Raw genomic sequence first — 25,082 nt, forward strand, 5'->3', positions numbered from 1 at the left:
AGCTATTATAGCAACTATATAGTAAATTAAATGAACAATACAACTCCACGTCCAGTCTATAAGTATACTTACTGTTTTATCTATCTCTATATTCTTTACACTGTTATTCGTTGATTTTAGCATATTACCCATTGCCGATGCAATATATGAATATTCTATGCCAAACCTATCTAATGTCTTATTACTGGAATACATATAGCTAAATGATATTAATTTTATACTATTTATTAATTTTTCCATTACATTGCTATGCATAAATATTTACTGCAAATTTTTATTGAAATAAACTATTTTATATATAGTCTCAATTAACATCAATCCAAATATTATTGAAAATATGTATCCTAAAATATAATTCTTGATGATAAAGAAAATAATTGAATTAAATAATAATTCTATAGATGCTAATATGTAACCGTAAATCGTCCATTTTCTGGTTTTACGAATTTTTTTGAATTCTAAATTTTTATCAGTAGATTTCATATTACCATCCACCAAAACATGCATTTCCTTCACCATAAGTTGCACCTATCGCTCCTGATATAGCACCGAATATACTAATTAAACTAATAGATACTGGCCATACAAAAATTGCAGCAAGTACAATCAAAACAATTGTTGCTATATAAAACCCTGTTGTTATTATACACCCCCAAGTCCAGTCTATTGCAATCCCTACTGCTTTATCTATGCTAATATTCTTAATCCCATTATTCGTTGATTTTAGCATATTACCCATTGCCGATGCAATATATGAATATTCTATACCAAACCTATCTAATGTCTTATTACTGGAATACATATAGTTAAATGATATTAATTTTATACTATTTATTAATTTTTCCATTACATTGCCGTATGTACCCTTATTATCCAGTGTAAATTCATTTCCCAGCAATATTTTGGATGAATTTATAGGAACTATATTGGCATAGACATATGATATATTCCCATTGCCATTCCTGTATATTATATCCCCTATCTCCACCTTATAATGCTTGAATGTATCTGTATATGCAATTGTATACTTTACATTAGAATTATTATAATATTGCAATAAATAATTTGTACTGTTTGTTGCTATGTAATCGTACTTATAGGAAGTTGTATTATTATCATTATTTTTAACATCCCTATTTTCATAACTGTACACCCTGTTTATTGATGTCTTATTTATATTGCTGGTTGATATGTAATTACTGGATATGTTATAATTGTGCATGAATGTAATATTCCCAATTTTTACATTATTGCTGCTATCAGCACTATTTTGCATATTATTGTTTTTATCACTATAAACAGTATCTGAAAATGCCATCATTATGAACAAAGCTACTATGGCTACAGATATCAACATTATATATCTCTGTTTCATAATATATATATATATATATATATATATATATTAATTTTATTTAAATATTTCCATTCGATTAATAATATATTCCCACATCGGAAAAATTAATAAGAATCATACTATTATTTCCCCATGGAAACTATAAAGGATATTGAGATTTATGAATTGGGATCTTCAGAGGAAAAATCATCCCCATGGAGCTCTACAATACTTATCCTAAAACTTACATCTACCGAAGGCAGAGTGGGTTTTGGTGAGGCGCCTACAACAATGATGACCCTACCTGTTAAGGAAAGCATGAACGAGGTTGCAAGGGTATTTCAGAACAAGAATTATTTTGATATAGAAAAGAATTTGAGGGATTATTATAAAAATGCTTTTTATGTAACCAAATCGGTGGAAGAAACAGCAGCATTAAGCGCCTTTGAAATTGCATCCTGGGATCTCATTGGGAAAAACCTGGGTTCACCGGTATACAATTTATTAGGTGGGAAATTCAATGATGAAATCCGGGCATATGCCAATGGCTGGTATTCCGATTGTGTGTCACCTGAAGATTTTGTTTCCAAGGCAAAATCACTTGTTTCTATTGGATATTCCGCATTTAAATTTGATCCCTTCGGCAACAATTATGATAAAATTAGTGAGGAAGGGATTAAAAAATCGGCGGAAATAGTAGCACAGATGAGATCAAGCCTTGGAGATAAAATAGATTTGCTTATAGAGTGCCATGGACGATTCTCTCCTAAATATGCAATAAGTGCGGGAAAGGCACTGGAAGAATATAACCCGCTCTTCATCGAGGAACCAGTTCATCCAGAACTGGAAAATTCCCTGCATGAATTCAGGAGCAAAGTCAATATACCAGTGGCTCTTGGGGAAAGACTACTTAACAAAGAGGATTTTGCAAGGTATGTTTCCGGTGGAATGGTGGACGTTATCCAGCCTGACCTCACAAATTCCAAGGGCATTCTTGAGGCTAAGAAAATAGCGGCCATAGCAGAATCTTTTGGAGTTCCAGTAGCATATCACAACGCCTTTGGCCCAGTGCAGACGGCTGCCACCGTAAATGTAGACTACACACTTCCAAATTTCCTCATACAGGAAAGCTTTGAGGAATCCTGGCCAGCATGGAAGAAGAACTTGTTTTCAGGATACTCCGTTAAAAATGGAAGTATACAGTTATCTGGAAAACCTGGACTCGGGATTGAGGTAAATGAAAAGCTTCTTGAGGACAGCAAAGTGTCTGGCATGGAACCACTGGGAACAGAACCACCATGGGTTGTCTCTGGAACCTTTAAACCATAATATTTTTATTCGACATACTTAATTTTTCTTTTAACAGAATTATCAACATCATTTCTATTGTCTATGCGCAATATTGTCTCAACCCTGGGAAAACCAAGATTTTCAATAAATTTTTCTGCATCTTTCACGGCATCCATGAGTACGTCAATGCTTTCGCATTCTATTACTGTGGCCATGCTATTTGGATAACATTTAATTGAATTATTATTTTTCATGCGGTCGACAACTTTTCTAATTGTATCTCCCACGGATACTCCCCTGCCAATAGGATAAAACGTAACATCAGCTACTATCATGAAATAATAATTATAAAATGGTATAAAAACATGTCAATTTAAGAAATTTAAAAATAATTATTTTTTAAGCTGTATCGCCAGATTTACAAGATTTTGCAGCAACTGCCCTGCAAATTTTGCAGTCATATCATCTTTTAGCTTGCCCTTTTCGTCAAATTTCTGCTGGGCAAAGGTCATAAAAACTTCGGGTGTATTCACAGGAATCATATTAAGAAATACGCATACCTGTCTTAAATGGTACTGTGCTCTGGATCCACCAAGCATTCCTATGGATGAACTCATGATTGCCACAGGCTTACCGTCAAATGGATTGTCTCCGTAAGGTCTGGAAGCAACATCCAAAACATTTTTCAGATATCCTGGGATTGAATAGTTGTATTCTGGTGTGACTATTAAAACTCCATCTGATTCCCTTATCTGTTTTTTAAATTTCCTGACATTCTCTGGATAATTATTTTCCTCATCCTGGTTCATTGTTGGAAAATTGGATATATCCAGTATTTCAAGTTTCGAATTTTCAGGCATTAGGTTAACGGCATTCTCAAGCAAATACCTGCTATATGATTCCTTTCTGAAGCTACCTCCAAATCCTGCTATTTTTATTGTTTCCATGTCAGTTCTATTTCATTCTATATTAAATATTTTAGCGATACTTTTGGAAAGCAACGCATAAATAGCAAATAAATATATGTTATCAATGTTTATTGTAAGGTATTCTGAGATAGGCCTTAAGGGGAATAAGACAAGAAGAATTATGGAAAAGCTTCTTGTTGAAAATATAATTTCCGCATTGCCAGGCAGTTCTAATCTCAAATACAAAAAAAGTGATGGGAGGATATATCTATATTCCGAAAATCCAGAATTAATAAATATTTTGCCCTATATTTTTGGCATAAAATCATTCTCTCCAGCAAATGAATATACATTCAATGATGTTAAGGACATAGTATATAGATGTAAGGAAAAATACACAGACTATGTAAAAAACAGAACGTTTGCTGTCAGGGTAACAAGAAAAGGCACCCATAATTTCACATCCAAAGATCTTGAAATAGCAATAGGAAATGCACTTTATGAAAATTCAGCAGGCGTCGACCTTGAAAACTCATCAGCACCTTTGTACATAGAAGTACGTGACAAAAATTTTTACACCTTTACAGAGAAAATAGAGGGGCCTGGTGGATTGCCATTAAAATCCGAGGGTAAAGCCATTTCACTTTTCTCAGGCGGAATTGATTCACCTGTAGCCACATTTATGGTTATGAAGCGCGGCATGGCAACAGACCTGCTTTTTTGTTCACTTGCACATCCCTCTGATACACTTTATATGCTTAAATCTGCCAGAAATCTCCTGTTTAAATATTCCCATGGGTATAACAGCAATATATTCATACTCGACGGAACATCCATGATAACAGAGATTTTGCATAACCCTGAGCAAAAATATGCAAATCTTATCTTCAAGGAACTTCTTTATTCATACGCGGAAAATCTTTGCCATGAAAATGATTATGATGCCATAATAACAGGAGAATCTATCGGCCAGGTATCTTCACAGATCCCTAAAAACCTGAAATCCCTTTCACAGGATATACGTATGCCCATATTCCGCCCCTTAATAGGCTTTGACAAGGAAGAAACAATAAATTATTCAAGGGCAAAAGGGCTTTACATGGAAGAATCCATAGGTGAGTTCTGCTCACTTTTCTCGAAAAATCCCGGGATTAATACGGCATACAGGGATTTGAAGTCTGAAACCGAAAAATTTCCACTGAAAAATAATTTCCATGAGATTATAACTATCAAAAAAGATCAGATCGATGGGTATATAAATTCCATACAGAGCAACAAGGTTGATAGCATACCAGAAAACAGCATAATTATAGATTTAAGAGGCAAGGACGATTATATGAAATGGCACATTCCCGGAGCGCTGAATATGCCTGTAGGTGAAATTGATTCATTGATTTCATCTGCAAACCGGGATAAAAATTATTTTTTCTACTGCAAAAAGGGGCTTAACAGTGCATATGCTGCATCAATTATGATATCCAAGGGATACAGGTCATATTATTCAACCGAAAAGGACCTGAAAAAGATAGATGCCATCAGAAATTGAATTATTACTTCAGTATCTTGCCGGTTGCAATTTGCCATAAATAGAGATCCAGTATTCCCGGCTGCAGATTATACATCTCAGCCATGGAATTGAATATCTGCTCCTTCTCCAGATAGTCTGCCCTTGAATTTAACTTCACATCTTTTATATATCCATAATCCATTAAAAGCTGCATAATATGCTTGTCCAGGATTGCAAAATCAAATATTCCTATGTTTCTCAGGAAGTGTGATGCTTCTTTGTATCCAAGCCCTTTGACATTGTTTACCAAATATTCCCTGAGTGTAAAATGATCCATGGTACTGATAAGTTTTTTAAGATTTTTTCTCATGAATCTTGCGTTGACAATATAATCTGCCCGTTTATTGTAAAATCTATACTTTGCCTTTTTCAATTCTTCACTTAACTGTTCCCTGCTATACTCAATAAAACCGCCCATAATAATTCTCTGAGTTCTGATGCCCATTTCAGCTGATGTATTTGCAGTAAGAATGCAGAAGGACAATTCTATAAATAGAGAATCATTTCGTGATTTACCCATATTAATAAAATCTATGATTCTTTCATTAATCTTTTTATTAAATAATAATCTTGATTCCATTATTTTAATGGACAATTCATCGTTTTTAATCATAAAAATTAAAAAAGTGTTTAATCCTTTTTGAAGGCTTCGTATGTTCTCTTTGCCCTTTCAAGTCTCTTTTCAACGACTTTCCAGTTTACATTGTTCATGAATGCATCCAGGTATGGTGCCCTCTTGGCTCCGTAGTCTGTGTAATACGCATGCTCATAAACATCAAGGGGCAGTATCATTAATGCATTCCATATGGCAGATGCATTGTGTATATCTGCTCCGAGAACTCTGAGTTTTCCACAGTTAAGGTCAAATACAAGATGTGCCCATCCCCTGAATGCAGTGCCTGTTGCCTTGAACAGTGCCACAAAGTTTTCATAACTTCCAAAATCCTTTTCTATTTGCCCTTTAACGGATTCCGGCATAGGAACATGTTCCTTGCTTAATGACTCGAAATAATATTCATGAAGCATTGACCCATCGTAGTTAAATGTCTCCTCCAGTTTCATTTCCCTGAGGTCGCTGTAATTCTGGTTAGCCTTGGTAAGATCAACATTTGGCAACTTTGACCAGATTTCATTGAGTTTTGCCACATACCCCTTATAATGGAAATCAAAGTGGTAGTCTATCTGTTTATCTGATATGCCGTCTAATCCTCTAGGTTTTGCATTTTCCTTTACTTCCCAAGTTTCTGTAGCCATGATTATCACTTTGATATAAGCTTATCATTTAAAAATTTATTGCAGTTTTTATAGCTTAAAGCCAGATAAATAACCAGATAAAGAAAATTATTATCCCGTGAATGCGTAAAGAATCTATTTGCACTTATATGTTAAAAAGAATTAATAATATATTTATAATAAGGCGTGCATGATTCCAGTTATATTGATTGGGGGGATTCCTGGAGTGGGAAAAACAAGCCTGTCAGGTTTTATTGGCAGAGAATTCAATATAAATATAGTACTTTCCGGGGACTATCTGCGGGAATTTTTGAGGCCATATACAGATAATCCTGCAATGAAGGAAAGTGTATATAATGCCTATAGGGTATATGGAGAAAACAACGAGAACAATATAATACAGGGCTATCTGGATCAGTCAAAATTTATATATCCCGGGATAAATGCAGTTTTGAGGAGGGGTATCAGCAATGGGGAACCACTGATACTGGAAACTCTTTACTTTATTCCAGAAATGATTGACAGCGACATCAGAGATAAAATAATCATGGTTTACATACACATATCTGATATGCCCCTGCACAGTAAAAGGCTGAAGGAAAGGACAAAATATACACATTTTAACTCTCCAGGAGAGAGGCTTGTTGATCAGTTGCCCGTATACACCATTATAGAAAAGTATTCAATGGATAATTCTGGAAAAGATGTGTTTATTATAGACAACAGTGATTTTGAGTCCACAAAATACAGGATTATGGATTATATAAAATTGAAGATTACTGATTAAGGGCATTGGTAATATCTCTTATTATTTCTTCAGGGTCTTCTATTCCAACTGAAAGCCTCATATAACTGGAGTCCACGCCAAGTGTACCCAACTCATCAGCATTCAGGGATCTGTGGGACATTGTGACAGGTATAGATATTATCGTTTCAGTCCCTCCCATAGTATTTGCAGGAACTATTTTTTTCAGGTTAGCTGTGAATTTTTCAGGGTCAGTTTTTATCTTGAAGCAGACTATGCCAGAATAGCCTTTCATGCATTCCCCTGCCACTTCATGGTCGGGATGGTCAGGAAGTCCTGGGTAGATTATCTTCGATATTCCAGGATTATCCTCAAGAATCCTGGCTATTTTCATGGCATTTGAATTTATTTTTTCCATTCTGATCCCCAGTGTTTTCATTCCATTTTCTGTCAGAAATGCGGAATTAGGATCTAGAGATGTTCCCATCGTCCTTCTCATGGCGTCAATTTTCTCTATAAGGTCTTTTCTACCTGCTATAAGTCCTGAAATAACGTTATTATGGCCGGAAATAAACTTAGAGCCACTGTGCACAACTATGTCAGCTCCCAGTTTTACAGATTTTAAATTATAGGGAGTCGGAACAGTGGAATCAACAATTAGTATGGCACCAACTTCCCTGCATTTCTCTGATATTGCCCTTATATCATTTACCCTTAATATTGGGTTTGTCATGCTCTCAACAAAAACAATTCTGGTATCCTTTCTTATACCTCTTATAATATTCTCTGTGCCCGGATTGGATATATCGGCCTGGATTCCCCATTTACCCAGAAAATCCCTGATAAAATGATAGGACCTTGCAAATGTGTCAAGGTGTGTCAATATCCTGTCACCGGGCTTTGAAAGAGCCAGCAATGTAGTTGTGATGGCACCCATGCCTGATGAAAACACATTGTAATCCTCCGCTTCCTCCAGATCTCTTATCTCAAGGCCGAGATTTTCCACTGTTGGATTGTATTCCCTGCTGTATCTGTATTTTTCCCCCTCAGGGGCAGCATAGGAACTTGTCTGGTATATGGGAAATGTAAGCGGGCTTGCATATATTTTATTATTGTTCATCGTAACCCTCCAGAATTTCTGTTTCACGAATAGCGTATCCAGTATTATATGAATTCATGATGTTTTTTATATCATTTAACATTTCATCTTTCCTCGTTTTTTCATCAGTAAATATCAGGATTGTGGGCCCAGCCCCACTTATACATGCGGAAACAGCGTTTCTATTCATGGCTTTCTCCTTGATATTGTTGTAAAATGGGAACATGGCCTCTCTTGACCGTTCCACAATATCATCTTTCATACCCTCACGTATTGCATCTCTATCCCCTTCCATAAAACCATAAAGCATTGTTGATATTCTTGAGGAATTCACTATATGTTCATCCATTGTTATGGATTTTGGCACAATTGACCTTGCATACTGGGTCTTGCTCTTTATGTTAGCCTCTGGAATTATCAGTAGAAGCTTAAAATCATAATTAACACTAATTTTCCTGACCTTTACAGGCGAATTGGAACTTATAAGTGTGAGCCCACCATAAATTCCCGAAGAAACATTATCTGGATGTGCAGAACCGCAGGCTGCAATTTCTCCATACATGGAATAATATACCATTTCATCTTTGCCCATATCAAGTTTCAGAAGCTCGTTTACCGCTTTGACTGCGGCTGATGATGATGCACCACTGCTTCCTAATCCAAGCCCAATGGGGACACCTTTTTTTATTTCCATTTCAATGCCGCATTTTATTTCCCTGTCTTCCAGTATTTTCATGACACTGAGTCCGGCAGTGTTTTTTTCCGGATATTCAGGTGTAGAATCTGAAATAATCTTAACCTTGCCGTCCCCATTCTGTTTTACAGTCACCGAATCAAAAAATGCCCTGTGGCCCATTGACAGTATATCATATCCAGGTCCCAGATTGGCTGAAGAGGAATAACTCCGTTTTGTAACTTCCATTTTATAATATTCACTCATAAAATAAATTACTTATTTAATGTAATATGATTCTTGGTAATATTGGCAGGAAAAACAAATGTATATCATGGGAACAATATTAATCTCAATTAGTTTTTGAAATATTCATGGTTATTATGTGGTCACAGTGAAATAAAGATATATCAATATTTTAAAATACTATTTAGTAAATATGGGTATATGAAAACCAATGATGGTATAACACTCAGGGTAGCTGAGGCAAATGCAACCGATCCCGGCATGGCCAGGGTCAGACTTGATGAAATTTCCAGGTTAGATCTTGATGTTGAAATAGGTGATGTTGTTGCCATTGACAAGGTTAGATCTACTGTTGGACGTGTGTTCAGATCCCGGCCTGAGGATGAGAACAAGGGTATTGTCCGTATAGACAGTGTGATGAGAAATAATTGTGGTGCTTCAATAGGGGATAAGGTAAAGGTAAAAAAGGTGGACGTGGAAGAAGCAAAGAAAGTTGTTCTTGCCCCAATAATAAGAAAAGACCAGAAATTAAGGTTTGGGGAAGGCATAGATGATTTTGTCCAGAAAGCCCTCATAAGAAGGCCTTTGATAGAGCAGGACAGCATAAGTGTTCCAGGACTCACACTTGCCGGGCATACGGGCTTACTTTTTAAGGTAATTAAAACCATCCCCAGTAAGATTCCTGTTGAGGTAGGGGAGGAAACTCATGTGGAAATAAGGGAAGACCCTGCTTCAGAAGTGCTGGAAGAAGTAACAAAGGTAAGCTATGAAGATATTGGTGGCCTTTCTGATCAGCTGGGAAGAATAAGAGAAATAATAGAGCTTCCCTTAAAACATCCGGAACTTTTTGAAAGGCTCGGCATAACGCCTCCAAAGGGTGTGCTGCTTAATGGTCCCCCGGGAACTGGAAAAACACTTATAGCAAAGGCTGTAGCCAACGAAAGTGGTGCAAACTTCTACGCAATCAACGGACCTGAAATTATGAGCAAGTATTACGGCCAGAGTGAACAAAAACTCCGGGAGATATTCCAGAAAGCTGATGAATCAGAACCATCTATAATATTCATTGATGAAATAGATTCAATAGCCCCTAAAAGGGAAGATGTGCAGGGAGAGGTTGAGAGAAGGGTTGTTGCCCAGCTCCTGACTCTTATGGACGGATTGAAAGATCGGGGGCATGTAATAGTCATAGGTGCAACAAACAGACTTGACGCTGTTGACCCCGCCCTGAGAAGGCCGGGCAGGTTTGATCGTGAAATCGTCATAGGAGTCCCAGACAAAAAAGGGCGTATGGAAATACTTGCAATACACACAAGGGGGATGCCCCTGGGAATGGATGATGAGAAACAAAGTGAATTCTTCAGCAGAATAGGAGACATAACATATGGTTTTGTGGGGGCTGATTTAGCCGCCCTGACAAGGGAAGCTGCCATGAACGCCCTAAGGAGGTACCTTCCTGAAATAGATCTGGATAAGCCTATACCCACGGAAGTGCTGGAAAAAATGATCGTCACCGAAGACGATTTCATGGAAGCACTAAAGAGCATTGAGCCAAGCAGCCTCAGGGAAGTCACAGTAGAAATCCCAAACATAAAATGGAATGATATAGGCGGTCTGGAATCGGTAAAATCAGAGCTTCGTGAAGCTGTGGAACTTCCACTTCTGAAACCCGATGTATTTAGCAGGTTAGGCATCAGGGCTCCAAAAGGATTCCTGCTTTACGGTCCTCCGGGAACAGGAAAAACATTGCTTGCCAAGGCTGTAGCCAACGAAAGCAACGCTAATTTCATATCCGTAAAGGGTCCGGAGGTTCTTTCAAAATGGGTCGGCGAGAGTGAAAAAGCCGTCCGTGAAATATTCAAGAAGGCAAAACAGGTATCACCTGCAATCATATTCATGGATGAAATAGACTCAATCGCACCCAGGAGAGGAACGTCCATGGATTCGGGTGTCACAGAAAGAATAGTTAATCAGCTGTTGACCTCAATGGACGGCATAGAGGTGCTCAATGGCGTTGTTGTTATCGCTGCAACAAACAGGCCCGATATAATTGACCCGGCACTGCTCAGGGCAGGCAGATTTGACAAGATAATATACATACCGCCTCCTGAAGAGGAAGGAAGGCTGAAAATATTGGAAGTCCATACAAAGAAAATGCCTCTTGCCAAGGATGTTGATCTCCATGATATTGCAAGAAAAACAGAGGGCTATGTTGGTGCCGATCTGGAAAACCTGTGCAGAGAGGCAGGGATGATGGCGTATCGTGACAATCCTGATGCTACCGAGGTTAATCAGGAGGCATTTATAAGGGCAATGAAGACTATACGTCCTTCCATAGACAAGAATGTTATAAAATTCTACAACGATCTTTCAGCAACAATGGGAAGAGACATAAGCGAAAAGAAGAAAACTGAAGACCTGGGTCTCTACCAGTAATCAATTTTTGATAAATATATAACTTTCCACATCTAATTTTTCATCAGAATTTTTTCTCAGGTATATCTTATCATTTTTTCTGAAGGCAAGAACTATTTTGTTTTCCTTTTCCATTATATGGATGAATTCACTGTATGTCCTGTCCATATACCCTTTATCCACATTCTCTTCAGAAATGCTATCAGATGTAAGCAAATCATTGATAAACTCTGGAATTCCCGGGATCATTATGGATGAATAAATTAGCATGGATGATACATCGCCCTTTATTATTATATCATCCATAAAGCTGGATGCATGTTCACGGCTGTCAGGATTAAGAATCTCACCGATTATTCTTATTTCTGGATTAAGTTTCCTTATAATCATGGCAGATAAAATGTTTTCAGCATCCATGCCCATCTGATCCTTATCCTCGGCCCTTGAAAAAATTATGACAGACGATGCCTTTTTTATGCCAGCCCTGATCAGGTCGTTTTCCCTCAGGAAACTGCCTTTCACAAATGTATATTCATTATCTCCCTTAATCTCATTTTCATTTAGGATAACTATGTCAATACCATCATATTTTATCCTTTCCAGTACTTTCTTTGTGCTTTCATTATAGTTGCATAATACTATATGTTTCTTTTCAGCTGCCATTCTCTCACCCAATTTTGAGGATAACCTTATATCTATAAGCATGCTTGTCAGGCCAGCCATCAGATATCCAAGGGACCCTATTCCTATTACCATTATTATCATGCCATTTGTCCTTCCAGCCAGGCCATATACTGGTGTGTCTCCATAACCAACTGTTGTAATAGTCTGCATAGTCCACCAGAGGCTTGTGAATAATGAGTGGATGCCGCTGGATGCTATGTTATTCTCAATGTAAAATTCGCTGAGTACTGAATATATTATAACACTTATGGTTAAAAGCGAAGCTTTCATTACATGATTTCTTGAATACTTCCTGAATTTCCTGAAAAAGAGGAAAAATGGATTCACCATCTCTGATAGCAATTGTATATTTATTTTTTGTTAAGCCACCCGAAATTTTAGTATTGTCAAATTCATAGGGATTAACAGTACAGGCCGAAAAACCCCATAAAATCAACTAACAACAGGGCAGAAATAGCAATAGGATCGATTGTAGCATACAGCGAAATTTCATGTGAATGCACTTTCAGGAAACATGGGGCGCCTTAAGAGCAGATGTAGGCTGGAAACTATTTCTACCCGGCGCAATGGTGGACATCCCGCACGAATGGGGGAACAAAAGTGAATCCTTCAAGCGGTGGTTATAGTTTGAATTCTCGAGAAAATTTGAATTCCTGAGGAAAGATCCAGTTTACAAACATAGAAGTAAGAAAGCTCCGATCTTTGGGAGGAGATGAATTGTGAAACAATTATATTGTTTTATGAAATATAAAAGTAGAAGGTAATCCATCGGATAAGTCCTGAAAAATGGCATGATGGAGATTTCTTCTGTAAAATCCTCTATAAGAGGTTGGGAAGGCCCCCGGACCATGAGGAATGAAGACGAAAACTAAGTAAAAGAAAGAACTTCCGATGCTTTATAGCTGAGGAGAGTATGTCAGTACTGCCTGTTCATTAATCTGGTGCATTTTGATATTTAGATTATATGTTTACCTGATTTTCAGGGACGTATCTTAGTATGCCTGCGAGGCCACCGAAGGCTGTTTTCAGCAATCTGCCCTCATCGCTGTCCTCCGAGACCATTTCCACCTTTGTCCCTGATCCCTCAGCCATCTTATAGAGATCTTCTATGAAATCATCTTCTTTCTCGAAATTCATGGAAGCATTGTCATTATCACATACAGGCTGTTGCTGTGGCTCCTCAGTAAATGTTTTTTCAGCACCGCATACAGGGCATTTGTAAAAATATTTGATTTTTCTTATGCTGTCAGATACTATAAGCAGTTCAATATTTTTCATCTTCAGCGCATTGACTATTGCAGCCTCCCCATATACGCCAAGGCCACCGTCAGATTTTTTTATTTCTCTGAGAAATCTGTTTATTATGTCTTTTTCCCTTGTTATTCTCATGTCCTTTATTGATTCGGAGGCCTTCTCAACAAGCTCCCTTAAGCCAGATTCATCAGTATATCCAATATCAAAGAGGTCCTTTATTTTATCCTTTATCTCGTTTCTGAGATAATCCTTTTCTATAAAGTACTCCTTTGTTGCACCTGGCCCTCCAACAAATATGGTTATAACATCCTTTATAACGGGCATAAACGTGCTGTTGGCTATATCCCCAATCTTTTTGAAAAATTCATTAGCGGCAATTTCTATAAGCCTCTCGAACCTTCGCGATGACTGTCCACCCTGTCGGTGCTTGCTAGGAACCAGTGAATATTCATAATCAACAACTTCTATCTTTGTTCCTTTTAAAAACCCAATGGTTGCCTCTTTCCTATCAATAACTATAAGCCCATATAACTCTTTTTCCTTTAGCTGGTCTGTGAGCTGTTCCAGGTGAAAACTTGAATCGCACTTGTATAGAAATGTCTGTATGGGCTGCGGGGGTTCTATTATCTTTGTATACATCTCTGTCTGATCCCCTCGTGTTGCAACATGCCCCACAAAAAATACAAGGCCATGTTCAGGTGGCTGTTTGTAGTACTTCAATCTGGACATTATAGATTCTATTGCCCCAAGAACGTTTTTTCTGGTTGTTTTTGATTTTATATTAGAAGATGTAGAAAATTCTTCCCTTAAATACTGGACAACATCAGAAATTTGTTTTTCAGGAGGAATGTAAAGTGATATTAGCTCTGTTCCGCGGCCATGCAGTTTAGAGAGTTCCTCCATGGCTTTTTTAAATTCATAGCGTTTGTAATCCTCGTCATCCATTATAGAAAATTTTATAATAATATTTAACCTTAATGAAATCACATGACTAGTGTCGTTATATCACTTGGTGGTTCAATAATATCAAAAGAAAGGCTCAATCTTGAATTAATGGAAAAATTTTCTGAAACAATGAAATCTATTTCCACATATGACAAATTTGGCATTGTTGTAGGAGGTGGAAAACTTGCCAGAACCTATATATCGGATTTAAAGAAATACCATGTTAATGATAACATACTTGATGAGATAGGAATAAACGCAACCAGGATAAATGCCCTGGCAATGACAACATTCTTCGATGATGTAAATTCCAAAATTCCAACAAATATCAACGATGCTGTTGAAATGATACACAATTACAGGTATGTTGTAATGGGCGGTACAGAGCCCGGGCATACTACGGATACTGTAGCCACACTTCTTGCTGAAAGAATAGGAGCTAAAATACTTATAAATGCAACATCAGTAGATGGCGTTTACTCATCCGACCCAAAAACTGATAAGGACGCAAAGAAATTCTCAAGGCTATCATATAATGAGGCAATTTCACTGTCAATAAAAAATTCAACAGGAGCAGGATCAAATGTATTTATGGATATCACATCATTAACAATAGCAAAAAGGGCCGGAATAAAAATATTCGTTGTAAATGGTTTTAATTTGGATGAATACAAGAATATATTTTATAATCAAAAATGTGATGGTACCATTATTTCTTGATTATCCACGTATCTCCTTGTTTGCTGCCACGTATGTAAGGATAAGCATGAATGCACTCAGTGCCAGCAACCCCATCATATAAATTAATACTGTATGTGCTTCACTTGCACTTAGTGTTCCGTGTATTATTACCATCCTTATGGACTGGGCAGACCACGAAACCGGATTATACTTTGCAACGTTTGACAGCCAGCCTGCCATAAGGGCCGGTGGAAACATGGCATAACTGGCAAACATCAGTGGCAGGTTTAGCAGATTTACTATTCCGAATAATGATTCCATTTTCGTAGTTCTTATAGCTATTATGCTGAACAGGGAAGAGAATATAAAGGATATCATTAACACTGCAGACACAAGGATCAGAACATCCAGTACAGTGAATCCATGTTCGATCTTCAGGCCATTAGGTATCAGGAATGCCACAGCGAATAATATCATGATCTGTACCAGTATCCTGACCACCGATGAGAGTATTCTTGAAAATATTATGGACGCCCTGTTTATTGGGGCGATAAGGAATCTCTGCAATATTCCAAGCCTCCTGTCCCATATTATATTAACTCCAGAAAACATTCCTGTGAATAGGCCTATGATTGTCAGTATTCCTCCCATCAGATATGTGATATAATCTGGCGCCCCCTCAAAGAATGCAGAGGATACCGATGCAGGGCCGAATTTCGCAATGTCAAAGGCACTTCCGAAGAGAACAATCCAGAATATGGGCTGTATCATTCCCACCACAGCAGATACTGGATTTCTGTACCATCTTTTCAGATCCCTTATGGTTAAGGGAATTAAACCTCCCATTTTATCTCACTCCCATCATTAATTTTGCATAATCTGTATTTCCTGCCTCGGAATTTATATTCCTGCCGGTGTATTCTATAAATACCTCATCAAGTGAAGGTTTCCTTATATTCATGGATTCTGGAGAAATTCCATTTTCCGAAAGAAATTTCATGAGTTTTGGGAGTACTTCATCGGAATTGTTTACCTTCATCCTTACTTCTCCTGTTTCCATATGCCTTAGTTCTAATGAATCCGGGAAGCCCTTCAATTTATTGAATTCCTCATCATTTTTTACTTTCAAAGTAATAATATCGCCCTTAAGGCTTTTCTTGAGTTCATCGGAAGTTCCAGAAATAATTATCTTTCCATGGTCTATTATTGACAGTTCACTGGCCAGTGCATCAACCTCGTCAAGATAGTGGGATGTCAATATTATGGTTATATGAAATTCCTTCTGCACAGAGCGAATGTATTTCCACAGATTTTCCCTTGTTGTAACATCCAGCCCAAGAGTAGGTTCATCCAGGAATAATACTTCTGGAGTGTTCATAAGCCCACATGCCAGTTCAAGCCTTTTTCTCATGCCTCCAGAATAATCTTCTGCGTGCCGGTCCTTAACATCATATAAATCAACCATATGGAGAAGAACATCAATCCTTTCGGTTGCTTCCCTTTTTGGAATATCATATAAATCAGCGATCAATTTAAGGTTCTCCTTCCCACTAAGGTCACCATCCGTTGTAAGGTCCTGCGGAACTACACCAGTAATACGCCTTATTTTCATTGAGTCCCTGGTTAAATCCAGGCCTGCTATTTTCGCAGTGCCGGATGTAGGTGTAAGGCTGCCTGTCAGCATTTTTATCAGTGTGGATTTTCCAGCTCCGTTCTGCCCCAGCAGTCCGTATATTTCTCCTGTCCGAATTGTCAGGCTTACCCCATCAACTGCTTTAATATCTCCTTTGAATACCTTTGTTAATTTGTTTATTTCTATGCTATAATCCATTTTTTCACTCCTTATTTTTAATTTTCCTGGAAATTCTCCCTATCTCTTCTATAATTATGTCCTGTTTCTCTCTTATATAATCCTTGTCTGCTTCCTTTATTGTCATTATTAATTCCCTTACGGCCTTTCTCAGGTTCTTGAAGAAAAGCTTATTGTCTAAAAAATTTGAAATCATCATTTCATAGTTTTCCCGGTTTTTTGACCTGTATTTTTTCCCTTCCTCTGTTATAATATACCCTTCAGGAGTTTTTATTATATAACCGGCTTTTATCATTCTGTCTATTGCAGGATATATCATCCCGGTGCTTGGTTTATAGTCCATCTCAAATTTTGCAATAATGCCTTTTATTATCCTGTAAGGTTTTTTGGGTTCGCCCGAAACCTGTTCAAGTATGAGCATATCGGATAAATGGTACTTCATGGTCTAATAATACTGGAATTGTATATATAACTATCTTTTTAAAAAAAGATATCATTTAATGAAAATCAGATCCCTTTCATTCTGTGAAAGCAAGGGGATTTTTTCATTCATCTGTGTTACAAGGGAATCTCTTATTTCCATGTTTCTGACACCGATAAGCCTCATAACATTCCCTATTGCAACGTGGTATCCGTAAAAAATTTTTATCCCCTTATATTCATTTTCCAGAAATTCCCTGATTTTCACTGACTGCATGACTCCACCAACGGATCCTACAGGCACAGGTTTATCAAATCTTCTTTTCATGCCGTCTATCATTAGCTTTATCTCATTAAATGCCATGTAAAGCACTTTCTCAGAAACTTTATCCCCCTTTTCTGCCTCTGTGTCCACAATCATTGCAAGAGATGCCATAATTCTCTTATCAAAATGTGATTCAAGATTGGCAACAAGGTCACGAAGGGAAAGCTTGAAATAATCCTCGAGTTTTTCTACCAGTGATGTCTCTTCAATAAGGCGATCATAACTTTTTTCAGCCATTTCTATACCTTTTCTTGCTATCCAGTAACCGGAAGCTGTATCATCTGTTAGATAACTCCAGCCACCTACCCTGTTTATCTTTCCATCTTTGATATAAGCTCCTACTGATCCTGTGCCAAGGGCGGTAACTATGCCATCGTCCCCCATTGTAACAAGATATATAGCAGCCTCACCATCATTTGTTATAACGGGTTTTTCCGGTGAAAACTTGTCCACAGCGTTTATTATGGATTCTATTTCTGCAGTGTTTGCAACCGAATCACCATATCCAGCTATTCCATAGATGGATCTGGTAATAGATGCCATACCTGCCATTTTCTCTGCATTTTTGATGGCTTTTAAAATATTTTTTCTTGAAGTTATAGCAGTAACACTGCGGACGTTGCTAGGTCCTGCAATACCTAAGCCCACAAGTTCATTTTTTCTTTCATCCACTATAATAGCAGCAGTTTTTGTGCCTCCACCGTCAACAGCCAGAATCATGAAACCATGAATGAACAATGATTAAAAATACTTTTCATTTACTCATCACAATGAAATATGCGAAATTAGTAAAAATAATACGAAACTTTTATCTATTAAATAGGCATACAACCCTGATAATATGCCGCATAAAGTTGGGATACTGGATTCAACATTGAGGGAAGGAGAACAAACTCCTGGAGTACTGTTTAGTAAAAATCAGAGAATAGAAATAGCTAAACTCCTTTCGAATGCACATATTGCAATGATAGAGGCAGGGCATCCACTTGTTTCTGCCGATATTTATGAAGCAATAAGGGAAATCATGGAAATGAAAGCATCAGGAACAATAAACTCAGAGATAATTGCCCATAGCAGGGCTGTAAATTCTGATATCGATTCAGCCGCATCACTGAATGTGGACAGGATAGCAATATTTTACGGAATCAGTGATATACATCTTGACTATAAAACACACAAGAGCCGTACCGAGGCACTTGATATAATATATGACGCTGTTAGCTACGCATCTTCTACCGGCATACCGGTGAGGTTTACAGCTGAAGATGCCTCAAGAACCGACATAAATTTTTTAAGGGATGTAATAAAAACAGCTGTAGAAGCCGGGGCTGACAGGGTGTCAATAGCTGACACACTTGGCATACTGACTCCTGAGAAAACTGCATACATATTCAATAATATAAACGATATAAAAAATGTTGAATATGATTTCCATGGGCACAACGACATGGGAATGGCTCTGGCCAATGGCCTTGCAGCCGCAGAATCTGGTGCCACTATTATACATACCACAGTCAACGGGCTGGGGGAGAGGGTTGGAATCACACCCCTGCAGGCCTTTGGTGTTCTGCTGAATTACCATATGAATATAGATGCAGTAAATCTAATGTCACTCAAACCCCTTTCAGAATTGGTTGAAAAATATAGCGGGATAACCATGCCTCCAAATTATCCTGTAACCGGTGCAAATGCATTCACACATAAATCAGGTGTTCATGTTGGTGGAATAATAAACAATGCCAGGACATATGAATTCATCGACCCGGCCAGGCTGGGCATACAACGTGCATTTACCATTGATAAATATTCAGGAAAACATGCCCTTCGCGAAAAACTGGAAAGCATGGGCATGCATCTGGATGAAAATAAAATATCAGGCATGCTGGAAAAAATTAAAAACAACAACATAGTTTATAGTGAGGATGATTTGAAAGCCATAGCAAGTTCAGATAACCAGTGATGTAATATATAGTGAGAGCAGTGTGAAAAATAATACAGGAACGGCAAGTATAAACCCTGTTTTCATATAATAGGCAAAGGAAATTTTTATGGAATTTTTTCTTTCAAGTGTATAGAGCCACAGGAGCGTGGCCAGGGACCCTATGGGAGTGAACTTCGGGCCTATATCGTTTCCTATTATATTGGCATACATAAGTAGTCCTGGATGTGCAATGCCTGATATTGCAATATCCCCTATCATTACCGATGGCATATTATTCATGAATGCTGCATTCATGGCAAAGAAGAATCCAGTAGTAATAATTGCCAGCGGTCCGGGCAGTGCAGAAAAATAATTCAATATGGGTATATAAATGGAATTAAGTCCGTTTTTGCTGACACCAAATACAATTATATACATTCCCAGTGAGAATAACACAACCTGCCAGGGAGCTATTTTTATCACATAGTTTGCATTTATCTTTCCATCTATCCGTGCCACAATATAAAACATCAGTGCAAAGGGCATTGCAATAAATGAAATTGGAATATGGATGAATCCAGACAGGAAGTACAGAACCATAAGAAGCGCTGTCATGGGAAATGCCATAAGGAATATTCTTCTGTCTCTTATGAACGAGGAAGGTTTTATGTCCGGATCCGTGTGAAAATCCTCCTTTATGCTTTTACGGTAATAAATATACAGAACCGACAGGCTTGCAATTATTGATACAATATCAGGAATCAGCATAATTTCTGTATACCTTGAAAATGTTATATGGAAATATCCGGCAGTTACAAGATTTACAAGGTTACTTACTATGAATGGTATGCTTGCCGTATCTGCAATGAAACCAGTAGCCATTATAAATGGAAGTATCCTGTTTTTTGAAAAGTTTGATCTGTATAATATTGCATAAACTATTGGTGTAAGTATCAAAGCGGTACCATCATTGGCAAAAATTGCAGAAATAGCCGATCCCAGCAGGATTATCAATATAAATAATTTTTTTCCGTTGCCCTTTGAATATAAAGCGATTTTATAGGCAATAAACTCAAAAAAACCTGCCTCATCCAGTATCAATGAAATTATGATTACAGAAATAAATGTGAATGTTGCATTCCATACTATATTCCATACTGTAATTATATCACTTAATGTTGATATCCCCAGTAAAACTGTAACAAGTGCACCGGCCAGTGCAGAGTAACCTATTCCTATATTTTTCGGTTTCTTGAGCACCATTACCAGTGTAAGGGCAAAAATTAAAAGGGCAAGATAGAATAGGAAAGTCATATATTATCTGTGTCGCATTCAGCACAATTGCATACAAAATCTATCTTGTTTCCTGCATTTTCAGTTACACGAATCACCTCATCCAGTGATTTATCTGAGAGTGAATATATAATATTCTTTCCTGATCTGTGGCTAATTACCAGCCCATTTTCCCTGAGTTCCTTCAGTTTATGGGATATCAACGGCTGGTCAATGCTTAATTCCCTCACTAAATCTGTTACCTGCATATCTTTTGTGGATAAAATTTTCAGGATATGCAGCCTGATGCCATCTGATAGCATTTTATAAATATTGATATCCCTAATTTTTTCCATTAGGGAGGAAATCAGAATTACATATAAATAATATTTCATATGTAATTATTTACATATATATTAAATAGGGATATGCCATTTAATAGAATGAAACTTCTTGTTATATCTGATATACACGGGAATTTAGATTCCCTGCTTTCCGCATGTGAAAAAGAGAAATATGACAAAATGATATTTCTCGGTGATGCTGTGGATTATGGGCCGGAACCCGATAAGGTCATAGATTTTCTCAGGAGCAACAGTGATATAAACATAATGGGAAACCACGACAACGCAGTTTTGACAGGATCTTCGTGCAACTGTTCTTTCGATATGCTGGAACTCAGTGATTACACAAGGGAAAATATAAGCATGAAGCTACTTGGAAAGAACGAACTGGATTTCCTGAAAACATTCAGGTTAAATGAAGATAAGGAAATAGACGGAAAAAGATTCTACATGACACATGCATCGCCATACAACAATCTTGACGGATATCTGTTTGCCAATGAGGCAGAAAAGGTTTTCAGGGACAAACAATTTTTTGACGGCCACGATTTTATACTCATAGGACACACACATTTTATGATGATTTACAGGAATAAAATAATAAATCCCGGCAGCGTAGGGCAGGCAAGGGATTTCACCGGAAAACCCTCATATGCTGTTATAGATACAGAAAAACAGTCCGTATTATTCAAAAGGGTTGTTTATGACAATGAAAAAATGCTGAAAAAGCTAAAGGCATTGATACCAGACAGTGATATATATGAAAAATTAAAAAAATATTATGTATAATTATTTAAATTAACAATATACACATCACCATCAAGTTGAGCACCATTTATAAAAATATCAAAGCATCATTTTAGCAAGTTTTTCAGAGTGCAGATGGATTTATAAATGTGGTATAAATACTGGTGGATGAATTATGGTGCCAGGGCCGGACTGGTTCATACTGCTAGGGCGTTGTATGCATTAAACTGGATGGACATGGCTCCTGCCCTGGAATACATAAAAACAGCAATGAACCTGACTGTTGTGGAACTTGGTACACTTGTTACAGCGTTTTATGTAGGGATTGCCATGTTTCAGGTACTGGGGGGCTACCTTTCTTCATACATAGGTGATAAAACAACATCCCTGATAGGACTGCTGTTTGTGTCTATTTTTGCAATAACATCCGGGCTTTCAGGGAATTTTATTGAACTTATAATTTCCAGATTTCTGGCTGGACTCTCTGCTGCCCTTTTCTTCTCACCTGCACTGAGCCTCCTTGCTTCTATTGTTCCTGAAAACAAATATGCATTTCATATAGGAATTTATAACGGTGCATTCAATGTAGGTGGTGGAGTAGGAATAATTGGATGGGCAATTCTTGACCAGTATATGGGATACAGAATACCCTTTATAATAGCGGGTCTGGCTACACTTGGGTTATTCGTTGTTCTAGTTTTCCTGTTCAGGAACATAGAGAATATAAAGACTAACAAATCAGATATTTTCACCAGTTTTAAGAAGGTTTTTTCAAACAGGATAATCATACTGGTGGCATTCATAGGAATAGCAAGTATGGTAAGTGAAACCATAATAGGGCAATTCTTTGTATACTATCTTGAATCAATAAAGTATAGTATAGACTTAGCCGGTAGCATATCTGCACTCTTTTTGATAATCGGATTCTTGGGTGGCATTCTTGGGGGATATCATTTTTCAAGGACTAAATACAAAATAGGTACGTTCATTGCAATAAACATAGTACTTTCCCTGTCCCTTATATTGATAGGATTCATTCACTATTATATTTTTATAATAATTATAGCCATTGCCATAGGAATGATTACAGTATATGGTATGTCAATAACATATACCATTGTAAGGTACCTGGCACGTCGGGACCTAGTTTCACTCACACTTTCCTTTGTAAACACACTGCAGCTCCTTGTGGCAGTGGCAGTGCCAGTAATTTTTACACTAATTGTATCGAGCTATAATTATGAGCTTGCGTGGTTATCCATGGGTGTACTTGGACTGGTTTTTCTCCCATTAATATTTCTTGCAAGGGGCAATTTGATAAAGGTTGTCCCCTCATAGGGGCTTTCCCAGCATACCCTTATTTTTCAATATATTTATTATACCACCGTTCTCTATTATTTCCATAAGGAAGGCAGGCAATGGTTTAAAATTGATCATTTCTTCCGTTCTTGCATTTTTTATAATGCTGTTAACAAAATCAATAACAATGGTATCACCTTCCCTTGCAATGCCTGAAATTCCATGTATTTCCAGTGCCGGTAAACCAGAATTTACAGCATTCCTGAGAAATAAGCCATTTATAGATTCCGCAATAACGCAAACTATACCCAGATTCTTCAGGTTATCAGCCGCAGGCCTGCTTGACCCTGTCCCAAAATTTCTTCCCCCAATAATTATATCTCCCTTTCTGACCATGCCAGCCCAGCCAGGCCGGTTTGCCTCCATTGCATGGTACGGTTTTTCTTCCTGTGGCAATGTATAGCAGATCTGAGGGTACATCAGATCAGTATTGATATCGTCTCCAAAAATCCATACCCTTCCATTTATATTATTCATTTAAATCCCCCGCTATATGCCCCTTAAGAGCCGAAATTGCCACAGACCGTGCCGACGCCAGGTAAATTTTAGCACCACTTCCCCCCATCCTGCCCTTAAAGTTCCTGGTTGTGGAGCTTATGACATTATCGCCATTGCCAACAACGCCCATATGCCCGCCAAGGCATGCACCACATGTGGGATTGGTGACCATGGCATTTGCTTCCATTATTGTACTTATATATCCAAGCCGTGAAGCCTCCTCGTATATTGCCTTTGAGGCAGGTGTTACGACAAATCTTGTTCTATCACTTATTTTCCTGCCATTCAGCACTTCTGCAACATCCCTTATATCAGACAGCCGCCCGTTTGCACATGAACCTACAACTGCAACGTCTATTTCCACCCTTCCTATTTCAGAAATCGGTTTTATATTGCCTATGATTCTGTCTGGCATTGCCACCATAGGTTCTATTTTTCCCATATCTATGGACATTTCATCAATATATTCGGCATTGGTGTCAGGTACAGCGGCGTGATAATCCATATATCCTCTTTCATTCATATACTGTTTTAAAATTTTATCCTCTGGGAATACTGCAAATTCGGCACTCACCTCGGCACACATTGTAGATATGGAGCTCCTCTGATCTATATTAAGGTATTCTATTCCATTTCCAGAGAACTCTATATTTTTGTTCGGTATATCTCCAATCTTAGATGCCATATAAAAAAACACATCCTTAGCAGAGGTATGTGGCTTTATCCTGTTTTCCAGATTTATTTTCAGGGTTTCACCCACCGGAAACCATGTTTTCCCCGTTGCTATAATATTCATGACCTCAGGAGTGCCCAACCCTCTCCCAAGGGTGTTGAATGCACCGGTGGCAATGGTATGGGAATCTGTATTTGCTATGAGGCTACCTGGCCTGAACCACCCCTTTTCGCCTCCCAGTACATGGGATATGCCACCTCTTCCCACATCATAAAAGTCTTTAATACCCCATCTGTCAACCACCTTTCTTAGCCGGTTTACTCTGTTCGCTATTTCTATATTTGGAGCCGGGACATAATGGTCAAACACCAGTGATATTTTCTCCGGGTCAAATGGCTTAACTGGAGGATTGTCCAGAAATTCCGGGTGCAGGGCAGCCATATCAACCATTATGACCCTGTCAACATTCACAGTTACTATGTCTCCAGGAGAAACATATTTTACAGGTTCCACGGAATGGTTGAAAAGAATGTTTTCTATAATATTCATTTTAACCACATCCATACTTATTATAAATTAATTACTATTATAGTATTAAAAATACGTATTCCGTAATTCGTATTTAAATGTATGCAAT

At 37.7% G+C, this 25,082-nt stretch carries 26 protein-coding genes; 8 read left to right on the forward strand and 18 right to left on the reverse strand.

Annotated elements, in window-relative coordinates; genetic code table 11:
- Together AMDU4_RS08105 and AMDU4_RS08110 are read right to left on the reverse strand one after the other, a co-directional pair.
- A partial coding sequence (locus tag AMDU4_RS08105) for a hypothetical protein (protein ID WP_021787494.1) occupies positions 1-255 on the reverse strand: 255 nt, incomplete at its 3' end.
- 229 nt (positions 256-484) lie between these two features.
- Positions 485-1,375: a hypothetical protein gene (locus AMDU4_RS08110; protein ID WP_021787496.1), complete on the reverse strand. Its 891-nt coding sequence runs from the start codon at positions 1,373-1,375 to the stop codon at positions 485-487.
- Positions 1,376-1,489: 114 nt separating this feature from the next.
- Between AMDU4_RS08110 and AMDU4_RS08115 the strand changes: the two genes are divergently transcribed.
- Positions 1,490-2,665 carry a mandelate racemase/muconate lactonizing enzyme family protein gene (locus AMDU4_RS08115; RefSeq protein WP_021787497.1) on the forward strand — a complete coding sequence of 392 codons (1,176 nt, stop codon included), beginning with the start codon at positions 1,490-1,492 and terminating at the stop codon, positions 2,663-2,665.
- Between the two features lie 5 nt (positions 2,666-2,670).
- Here AMDU4_RS08115 and AMDU4_RS08120 read toward each other — a convergent pair whose 3' ends face one another.
- A complete protein-coding gene (locus tag AMDU4_RS08120) occupies positions 2,671-2,961 on the reverse strand; it encodes an MTH1187 family thiamine-binding protein (protein ID WP_021787498.1) in 291 nt (96 codons plus the stop codon).
- A gap of 57 nt (positions 2,962-3,018) precedes the next feature.
- Positions 3,019-3,573: an NADPH-dependent FMN reductase gene (locus tag AMDU4_RS08125; RefSeq protein WP_021787499.1), complete on the reverse strand. Its 555-nt coding sequence runs from the start codon at positions 3,571-3,573 to the stop codon at positions 3,019-3,021.
- An 85-nt stretch (positions 3,574-3,658) separates the two neighbouring features.
- On the opposite strand from AMDU4_RS08125, the gene AMDU4_RS08130 reads away from it, so the two are divergent.
- Entirely contained in the window at positions 3,659-5,080 is a 1,422-nt protein-coding gene (locus tag AMDU4_RS08130; RefSeq protein ID WP_021787500.1) for a rhodanese-like domain-containing protein, read from the forward strand.
- Between the two features lie 4 nt (positions 5,081-5,084).
- On the opposite strand, the gene AMDU4_RS08135 is transcribed toward AMDU4_RS08130, so the two are convergent.
- Positions 5,085-5,714 carry an N-glycosylase/DNA lyase gene (locus AMDU4_RS08135; protein ID WP_021787501.1) on the reverse strand — a complete coding sequence of 210 codons (630 nt, stop codon included), beginning with the start codon at positions 5,712-5,714 and terminating at the stop codon, positions 5,085-5,087.
- Between the two features lie 17 nt (positions 5,715-5,731).
- Positions 5,732-6,355, reverse strand: coding sequence for a superoxide dismutase (locus AMDU4_RS08140; protein WP_021787502.1), 624 nt, complete (start codon positions 6,353-6,355; stop codon positions 5,732-5,734).
- Between the two features lie 169 nt (positions 6,356-6,524).
- Here AMDU4_RS08140 and AMDU4_RS08145 point away from each other — a divergent pair, with 169 nt between their 5' ends.
- On the forward strand, positions 6,525-7,121 hold the full coding sequence (locus tag AMDU4_RS08145) for a mevalonate-3-phosphate 5-kinase (protein WP_021787503.1): 597 nt from the start codon (positions 6,525-6,527) through the stop codon (positions 7,119-7,121).
- Here AMDU4_RS08145 and AMDU4_RS08150 read toward each other — a convergent pair.
- Positions 7,111-8,199 (reverse strand): aminotransferase class V-fold PLP-dependent enzyme, encoded by a 1,089-nt coding sequence (locus AMDU4_RS08150; RefSeq protein WP_021787504.1) that lies wholly within the window; start codon positions 8,197-8,199, stop codon positions 7,111-7,113. The two genes, AMDU4_RS08145 and AMDU4_RS08150, sit on opposite strands and share 11 nt — an antisense overlap.
- Complete coding sequence (locus AMDU4_RS08155; protein ID WP_290704666.1) at positions 8,189-9,100, reverse strand: homoserine kinase; 912 nt, start codon at positions 9,098-9,100, stop codon at positions 8,189-8,191. The genes AMDU4_RS08150 and AMDU4_RS08155 overlap by 11 nt, the downstream gene beginning before the upstream one ends.
- A 198-nt stretch (positions 9,101-9,298) precedes the next feature.
- Here AMDU4_RS08155 and vat point away from each other — a divergent pair, with 198 nt between their 5' ends.
- On the forward strand, positions 9,299-11,533 hold the full coding sequence (vat, locus tag AMDU4_RS08160) for a VCP-like ATPase (RefSeq protein ID WP_021787506.1): 2,235 nt from the start codon (positions 9,299-9,301) through the stop codon (positions 11,531-11,533).
- Here the strand turns inward: vat and AMDU4_RS08165 are convergent, their stop codons facing one another.
- Together AMDU4_RS08165 and prf1 are read right to left on the reverse strand one after the other, a co-directional pair.
- Entirely contained in the window at positions 11,534-12,523 is a 990-nt protein-coding gene (locus tag AMDU4_RS08165) for an ion channel (protein WP_290704669.1), read from the reverse strand.
- Positions 12,524-13,156: 633 nt separating this feature from the next.
- Positions 13,157-14,395, reverse strand: a complete 1,239-nt coding sequence (prf1, locus tag AMDU4_RS08170; RefSeq protein WP_021787508.1) for a peptide chain release factor aRF-1 — start codon at positions 14,393-14,395, stop codon at positions 13,157-13,159.
- Positions 14,396-14,437: 42 nt separating this feature from the next.
- Between prf1 and pyrH the strand changes: the two genes are divergently transcribed.
- The gene (gene pyrH / locus AMDU4_RS08175) at positions 14,438-15,115 is read left to right on the forward strand and encodes a UMP kinase (RefSeq protein ID WP_021787509.1); all 678 of its coding nucleotides are present in this window, start codon (positions 14,438-14,440) and stop codon (positions 15,113-15,115) included.
- Here pyrH and AMDU4_RS08180 read toward each other — a convergent pair whose 3' ends face one another.
- The 4 genes from AMDU4_RS08180 to AMDU4_RS08195 are packed head-to-tail and all read right to left on the reverse strand — an operon-like array spanning position 15,116 to position 18,351.
- Complete coding sequence (locus AMDU4_RS08180; RefSeq protein WP_021787510.1) at positions 15,116-15,922, reverse strand: ABC transporter permease; 807 nt, start codon at positions 15,920-15,922, stop codon at positions 15,116-15,118.
- A 1-nt stretch (position 15,923) separates the two neighbouring features.
- Positions 15,924-16,907, reverse strand: coding sequence for a daunorubicin resistance protein DrrA family ABC transporter ATP-binding protein (locus tag AMDU4_RS08185; protein WP_021787511.1), 984 nt, complete (start codon positions 16,905-16,907; stop codon positions 15,924-15,926).
- Between the two features lie 4 nt (positions 16,908-16,911).
- Entirely contained in the window at positions 16,912-17,328 is a 417-nt protein-coding gene (locus AMDU4_RS08190; RefSeq protein ID WP_021787512.1) for a PadR family transcriptional regulator, read from the reverse strand.
- Positions 17,329-17,379: 51 nt separating this feature from the next.
- A complete protein-coding gene (locus AMDU4_RS08195; protein WP_021787513.1) occupies positions 17,380-18,351 on the reverse strand; it encodes a BadF/BadG/BcrA/BcrD ATPase family protein in 972 nt (323 codons plus the stop codon).
- 121 nt (positions 18,352-18,472) lie between these two features.
- Between AMDU4_RS08195 and lysS the strand changes: the two genes are divergently transcribed.
- Complete coding sequence (lysS, locus tag AMDU4_RS08200; protein ID WP_021787514.1) at positions 18,473-19,591, forward strand: homocitrate synthase; 1,119 nt, start codon at positions 18,473-18,475, stop codon at positions 19,589-19,591.
- Here lysS and AMDU4_RS08205 read toward each other — a convergent pair.
- On the reverse strand, positions 19,577-20,866 hold the full coding sequence (locus AMDU4_RS08205; RefSeq protein WP_021787515.1) for an arsenic transporter: 1,290 nt from the start codon (positions 20,864-20,866) through the stop codon (positions 19,577-19,579). The genes lysS and AMDU4_RS08205 overlap by 15 nt on opposite strands.
- Complete coding sequence (locus AMDU4_RS08210) at positions 20,863-21,180, reverse strand: helix-turn-helix transcriptional regulator (protein ID WP_021787516.1); 318 nt, start codon at positions 21,178-21,180, stop codon at positions 20,863-20,865. Before AMDU4_RS08210 ends, AMDU4_RS08205 begins: the two co-directional genes overlap by 4 nt.
- Before the next feature lie 87 nt (positions 21,181-21,267).
- On the opposite strand from AMDU4_RS08210, the gene AMDU4_RS08215 reads away from it, so the two are divergent.
- Positions 21,268-21,957, forward strand: coding sequence for a YfcE family phosphodiesterase (locus AMDU4_RS08215; RefSeq protein WP_290704672.1), 690 nt, complete (start codon positions 21,268-21,270; stop codon positions 21,955-21,957).
- A 105-nt stretch (positions 21,958-22,062) separates the two neighbouring features.
- On the forward strand, positions 22,063-23,253 hold the full coding sequence (locus AMDU4_RS08220; RefSeq protein WP_290704677.1) for an MFS transporter: 1,191 nt from the start codon (positions 22,063-22,065) through the stop codon (positions 23,251-23,253).
- Here AMDU4_RS08220 and AMDU4_RS08225 read toward each other — a convergent pair.
- Positions 23,248-23,751 carry a hypothetical protein gene (locus tag AMDU4_RS08225; RefSeq protein ID WP_021787519.1) on the reverse strand — a complete coding sequence of 168 codons (504 nt, stop codon included), beginning with the start codon at positions 23,749-23,751 and terminating at the stop codon, positions 23,248-23,250. The genes AMDU4_RS08220 and AMDU4_RS08225 overlap by 6 nt on opposite strands.
- Positions 23,744-25,009, reverse strand: a complete 1,266-nt coding sequence (locus AMDU4_RS08230) for an aconitase/3-isopropylmalate dehydratase large subunit family protein (RefSeq protein ID WP_290704680.1) — start codon at positions 25,007-25,009, stop codon at positions 23,744-23,746. Before AMDU4_RS08230 ends, AMDU4_RS08225 begins: the two co-directional genes overlap by 8 nt.
- Positions 25,010-25,082 lie beyond the last annotated feature (73 nt).

The organism is Ferroplasma sp. Type II, from assembly GCF_000496155.1.